This window comes from Gilliamella sp. Imp1-1 (genome assembly GCF_001690415.1).
Lineage (GTDB): Bacteria > Pseudomonadota > Gammaproteobacteria > Enterobacterales > Orbaceae > Gilliamella > Gilliamella bombi.
Window position 1 is genome coordinate 1 of record NZ_LZHK01000093.1, and the last position, 4,094, is coordinate 4,094.

A 4,094-nucleotide genomic window follows, 5' to 3' on the forward strand; every position below is an offset into this window, starting at 1 on the left:
CAAAGTGGCACAAGAAGGATGTGTGCTCACGGAAAATCAATTACAGGCCCTTGAAAAAGCCAAAGCATCAAAAGAAGCGCATGGTGAAATTGAGACACATCATCCGGGTTATTTATGTGCACAAGATACCTATTATGTAGGGCACATTAAAGGCATAGGGAAAATATACCAACAAACATTTATTGATACCTATTCCAGACTCGCTTTTGCTAAAGTCTATACCGAGAAAAACAGTCTGATTGCTGCCGATATGCTCAATGATAAAGTGCTTCCTTTCTTTGACAACGAACAAGTGCCACTTTTACGCATTCTTACCGACCGAGGGACGGAATATAATGGCCATAAGGAGAGCCATGCTTATGAACTTTATCTTAATCTAGAAGATATTGAACACACCAAGACCAAAGCCTACAGCCCACAAACTAACGGTATTTGTGAGCGATTCCATAAGACGATGAAAACAGAATGTTATGATATTTTATTTCGACGTAAGATTTACACGCAATTGAGTGAAATACAAAACGATATTGAGCAATGGCTTGAGTTTTACAATCGGGAAAGAGCACACTCTGGAAAATATTGTTATGGGAAGACACCATGGCAAACATGGAATGATGCAAAAGGGTTGGTTAAGGAAAAGCAATTGGAGAATTTATTTTGCTCATCGGACACGCATTTTGTTAAAATGAAAGCCGATGAGTAATACGTGTCTGTCAGATTAAGTTTGAGCTACTACAATTAATGCCTATACCCTACACCATGAACTGTTTTGATCAAAACTGGATTTAAGGGATCAATTTCGATTTGTTTGCGTAATTTCGAAATATGTTGATCTAGTGTTCGGCTGTTTGGCATATAATCATAGCCCCAAGCGTAATCAAACAGCATATCACGGGTAACCACGTTATTTTTATTTTTATAAAAACATTCCAGTATCTTTATTTCTCGTAACGAAAGCTCAATAGTTTGTTCCCTACGTTTAGCGCATAACTCAATTGGATAAACCAGCAAATCACCAAAAACAAAAGAATCATCAACTTTTGGATTGGATTGTTGTGATTTTAAATAACGTTTAGCTATAGCTTTAATTCTTGCTCTTAGCTCATGTACACCAAATGGTTTACTCATATAATCATCAGCACCTAGTTCAAGCCCTATTACGCGATCAATTTCTTCATCTTTTGCTGATAAAAATAAAATTGGCACATCATCATTTATTTTACGTATTTCACGACAAACGCTGTAACCATCAAGTTCAGGCATCATAATATCTAAAATAATAAAATCAGGTTGATTTTGTTCAAATAATTCTAGAGCAACTTTACCATTAGGTGCTTGAATAATTGAATAGCCTTCTTGTTCTAAAAGATCGGTCATACCTTTACGGATATATAAATCATCTTCAGCAATTAAAATTTTCATTTTTACTCCATAATAATTAACGAAAAGGCTACGCCAGGGTTTTCATTTACAACCTGAATGGTGCCATTCAATTGCTGTGCTAATTGGTTAGCAATGGTAAGTCCAATACCTGTACCAGCAACACCTTCTGTTATTGATGAATTGATACGATAAAATGGTTTAAAAATCTGCCTGATTAAATGATTCGGTATGCCGATACCATAATCTCGAACTGTAATGATTGTTTGTTTGTCATTTTTATTGAGTAACAAATCAACTTTTTTACCTCTTGCAGCATATTTTTCGGCATTACTTAAAAAATTATTAACAATTTGTAACACACTATCTTCATCGGTATTAATCATGCAATTTTTATCACAATTAATAATTAAATTAAGTTGTAAAGATTTCTTTGCTAACACAGGTTTAAAAGTAGTATAAACTCGTTCAACTAGGTGTGTTAAATTGACTGGTTTAATATTCAGCTTGGCTGGCTTATTAAAATTAAGCACATTTTGTACTAATCTTGTCAATCGCTTACTTTCACTTGTTATTACCTCTAAATAATTTGGAATTGGCACGGGCTCATCTATCAGTTTTTCTTGTAATAGTTCTGCATAAAGTGTGATATTGGTTAAAGGTGTTTTAAACTCGTGTGAAACCTGACCAACAAAGCTAACTTGTTGTTTTGCTAATCGTAATGTTCGAGTATATTCACGATAGCAATACAAAACAATAAAACTAATAGCAATGATAAATAAACCAATAACCCCACCACCAAGTAAATACAATACTAATAATTTAGGCGATTGATAATAATAAATTAATTTCCAATTCTGTAATGGATAATCTAGCGTAATAGTGATACTATCGGCCAATTGTTCACCATTAACATAAATCTGTTTATCGTGATCTAATAACACAAAATTATCAGCTAACATTTGATCGTCAAATAAACAAATCACATTTAACGAAAAATTAATGGTTGAAAGCTCAAAACCAATTATCGTGTCTGATTCAATTACCCAATAAATAAGATGATCATAGGATTGATACCAACCAGATTTAGGTTGAAATTGCTCAGATTGAGAATGATGATTAACTAAAATTGAACTATCGTATTCAATTGATTCAACAATATTGCTCCATTGCAGATCGGTTTTATTGCTAAAATAAACAATTTTATTATGTTTGATCTTAAAGATATTTTTAATATCGGTTTGTGATGCTAAAAAAACATCAATATCAGTTTGATCGCTATGTAAAAACTGAGCCAAACTATTAAAATAAACAGCTCGTTGATTTAACAGCGATTCAATTGATGATTTTATATTCTTCATTTGACTTTGTGCTAATAGCTTCTGATTAGTTTGGCGCATTAAGACCTCATGCTCAATAGTTCGCCAACCTAAATAGCTAAAAGCAACTATTAATATAAAAAAAGACAAAATCGCTGTTAATTTTTTCATAAGTTATTTTTTTATCACACTTTTCATATTTTGCTTAGATTCATACTGTTTTTCAGTCACTTTTTTACGATAAGTGTTCTCATCATCGGTAAGAATTGCATCAGCCATTATATTATTTTTATCCATTTGTTCTTTTAATCTACTACTTACTTCTGGCTCGTGTTCGCTTAACATATCTGCTCGATCTCTAAGCTTTTTACTATTTTCTTGCAATAACTGTCTTGCTTCTTCTAATTTACCTTCATTATAAAGTTTTAAAGCTTTTTCATTTTCAAGTGCAACTTTTTGTATTTCTGATTCGGCAACGACTTCATGAACAATGGCTTTATTAACTACATCTTGATTATCAGTATAAGCAATTTTAACGACTTGGGTTTCATTTTCGGTTTTATTTTCTAATAAATTATTATATTGCAAATCAATTTGGGCGAGTGTTTTATTTTGCCCTACTTTACCTTTTTCTGGGATAACTTCTAATAATAGATACTTTTCTTGATTTGAATACAACTGATTCATTTTAACTGTGACTTGATTATCTTTAATTACACCATCACGACCAAGTAAACGCACAGGCTTAACACCTTCTTTCAAATGAATAGTAATAATTACATCTTGCGCAACAGCAGACATAACATCTTTAAATTCACGCACAAATACATTTTCAAGCTTTGCTGTATCATCAATAAATACATGGTTACCATCACTATAACTTGCAATCGAGGACATTAACTGCTCATTATAATCACTACCAATACCTAACGTAGTAATAGCAATATTCTTTTTAGCTGCAATAATGGCTAACTCTGAAAGTTCACCAACCGAAGATGGTCCAATGTTAGCTTGCCCATCAGATAACAAAATAATTCGATTAACTTTATCTTTAGTTAGTTGCTTTTCAACTTGATTAATACCTTTACTTAAACCAGCAAATAATGCTGTACCGCCACCAGCAACAATGTGTTTATTAATCAATCTTATAATTTTTTGTTTATTAGGGCGTGTTGATCTTTCATGATTATTTTTTAGACGGCATGATGTGAGTTATAATAATTCAGCCAAAAACAACCATAACTCGATTCATCATGCCAAGAACAATGCTAACAGATAAACGGTGGGAAAAGCTACTACAAATAATGAAAAATACCGGCCGAGTTTATAATAAATCCGAGCATCGGATGACGTTTGAAGGGATCCTTTTCCGAATGAGAACCGGTATTCCTTGGC

At 32.7% G+C, this 4,094-nt stretch carries 5 protein-coding genes; 2 read left to right on the forward strand and 3 right to left on the reverse strand.

Annotated features, from left to right (window positions below; genetic code table 11):
• A partial coding sequence (locus A9G38_RS08090; RefSeq protein ID WP_141671768.1) for an integrase core domain-containing protein occupies window positions 1–703 on the forward strand: 703 nt, incomplete at its 5' end.
• A gap of 35 nt (window positions 704–738) precedes the next feature.
• Here the strand turns inward: A9G38_RS08090 and A9G38_RS08095 are convergent.
• The 3 genes from A9G38_RS08095 to A9G38_RS08105 are packed head-to-tail and all read right to left on the reverse strand — an operon-like array spanning window position 739 to window position 3,851.
• Complete coding sequence (locus A9G38_RS08095) at window positions 739–1,422, reverse strand: response regulator transcription factor (RefSeq protein WP_034914577.1); 684 nt, start codon at window positions 1,420–1,422, stop codon at window positions 739–741.
• A 2-nt stretch (window positions 1,423–1,424) separates the two neighbouring features.
• Window positions 1,425–2,870, reverse strand: coding sequence for a sensor histidine kinase (locus A9G38_RS08100; protein ID WP_051634302.1), 1,446 nt, complete (start codon window positions 2,868–2,870; stop codon window positions 1,425–1,427).
• Between the two features lie 3 nt (window positions 2,871–2,873).
• Window positions 2,874–3,851, reverse strand: a complete 978-nt coding sequence (locus A9G38_RS08105) for a vWA domain-containing protein (protein WP_080702375.1) — start codon at window positions 3,849–3,851, stop codon at window positions 2,874–2,876.
• A gap of 101 nt (window positions 3,852–3,952) precedes the next feature.
• On the opposite strand from A9G38_RS08105, the gene A9G38_RS11755 reads away from it, so the two are divergent.
• On the forward strand, window positions 3,953–4,094 hold a 142-nt coding region (locus A9G38_RS11755), incomplete at its 3' end, for a transposase (RefSeq protein ID WP_141671700.1).